Annotated in this window: 3 protein-coding genes; all 3 read right to left on the bottom strand. The window is 63.3% G+C overall.

Going from position 1 to position 1,890, the window contains the following annotated elements:
• Window positions 1-276, bottom strand: a 276-nt coding sequence (locus IL54_RS22790) for a HesB/IscA family protein (RefSeq protein ID WP_076605553.1), incomplete at its 3' end; no start/stop codon positions are given.
• Entirely contained in the window at window positions 276-740 is a 465-nt protein-coding gene (locus IL54_RS06835) for an SUF system Fe-S cluster assembly protein (protein WP_037478006.1), read from the bottom strand. The genes IL54_RS06835 and IL54_RS22790, both read right to left, overlap by 1 nt.
• Window positions 740-1,890: cysteine desulfurase (locus IL54_RS06830; RefSeq protein WP_037478004.1), on the bottom strand; the 1,151-nt coding region annotated here is incomplete at its 5' end. The genes IL54_RS06830 and IL54_RS06835, both read right to left, overlap by 1 nt.

Raw genomic sequence — 1,890 nt, 5'->3', positions numbered from 1 at the left:
CACCCAGTCCATAGTCGAACCGATCAGATAGAGGACCGACCCGCCATCAATATAGAAGACGCCGCCCGGCGTTTCGATCTTTTCGTCGAACTTGGCTTCCTCAGTCACATAATCGACCGAATAGGCAAGGCCCGAACAGCCACGCTTGGGGGTCGAGAGCTTGACGCCGATCGTGCCTTCGGGCGCCTGCGCCATCAGGTCAGCGATACGCTGCTCGGCGCTCTTCGTCAGGATGACGGCGGCCGGGCGGGCGCGGGTCTTGGTCTCGACGGTCATTACAGCATTCCCAGTTCGAGCTTGGCTTCGTCGCTCATCTTCTGCGGATCCCAGGGCGGATCCCAGATAAGGTTGACCTGCGCGTCGCCGACGCCAGGTACGGCACCGACGCGCAGTTCGACTTCGCCGGGCATGGATTCGGCGACCGGACAATGCGGCGTGGTCAGCGTCATGGTGACGACGACATGCGCCTCGTCGGTGACATCTACGCCGTAGATCAGGCCAAGATCATAGATATTGACCGGGATTTCGGGGTCGTAAATCTCCTTGAGCGCATCGACCACCGCGTCATAGAGATTGCCCCCTGGCTCACCCGCAGCGATCGGCGTCGGTTTGGCGGCGAGGAAGCCGTCGAGATAGTCGCGCTGGCGTTCGCCGGACGCGGGCGGGTTATCGACGCGCACCTTGGGTGGCGCTTCGACCGTTTCGACTTCTTCCACCATGATCTTGCGCTCTTCGCTCATCATCCAAAAATCTTTCTTACCCGCTCCAGGCCGCGCACCAGCGCGTCCACGTCGCTTTCGTCACTGTAAATGCCAAAGCTCGCCCGCGCGGTCGCTTCGACGCCCAGATGCCGCATCAGGGGCTGGGCGCAATGATGCCCCGCCCGGATCGCAACGCCGGTTTCGTCCAATATGGTGCCGACATCATGCGGATGCACCCCCTCGACCGCGAAGGAGAGGATGCCGGCCGAGTCTTCGGGGCCGAAGACGCGGATGCTGTTGAGATTTTCCAGGGCCGCGCGGGCCTTGGCCACCAGCGCACATTCATGCGCGTGGATCGCGTCCAGCCCGATCGCCTCGACATAGTCGATTGCCGCCGACAGGCCGACGACGCCGGTGATGTGCGGCGTGCCCGCCTCGAAGCGGGTAGGGGCGGGGGCGTAGGTCGTTTTTTCGAACGTCACCTTGTCGATCATCGAGCCGCCGCCCTGATAGGGGGGCATGGAGTCGAGCAGTTCCCCGCGACCCCACAGCACGCCGATACCGGTCGGGCCATAGAGTTTGTGCGCAGAAAAGACGTAGAAATCGCAATCGAGCGCCTGCACATCCACGGCGATGCGAGGGACTGCCTGGCAGCCGTCGATCAGGATCTTGGCCCCCACCATATGGGCGATGTCGGCAGCGCGGCGGCAATCCAGCACGCTGCCCAGCACATTCGACACATGGGACAGCGCGACCATCCGGTGACGCGGGGTGATCATCGCGCGCATCGTGTCGAGATCGATCTGGCCATCGGCGGTCAGGGGAAGGACGTCGATCTGCGCGCCGACTTTCTCCGCCACCATCTGCCACGGCACGATATTGCTATGATGTTCGAGGGTGGAGAGCAGAATGCGGTCGCCTGCTTTCAGCTGTTCGCCTGCCCAGCATTGGGCGACGAGATTGATCCCCTCGGTCGCGCCGCGAACATAGACTATCTCGCTGTCCGAGGCTGCGCCGATGAAGCGGGCGACCTTGTGGCGCGCGGCTTCATAGGCGAGCGTCATATTGGCCGAGCGCTCGTAGACGCCGCGATGGACGGTCGCATAGTCCGGGCCATAGGCTTGGGCGATGGCGTCGATGACGGCCTGCGGCTTCTGCGCGGTGGCGGCGCTGTCGAGATAGTGCCAGT

This window comes from Sphingobium sp. ba1 (genome assembly GCF_000743655.1).
In the GTDB taxonomy this organism is placed as follows: domain Bacteria; phylum Pseudomonadota; class Alphaproteobacteria; order Sphingomonadales; family Sphingomonadaceae; genus Sphingobium.
The sequence above is the reverse complement of the archived record's forward strand: the minus strand, read 5'-3'. Positions and strand labels throughout refer to the sequence as shown.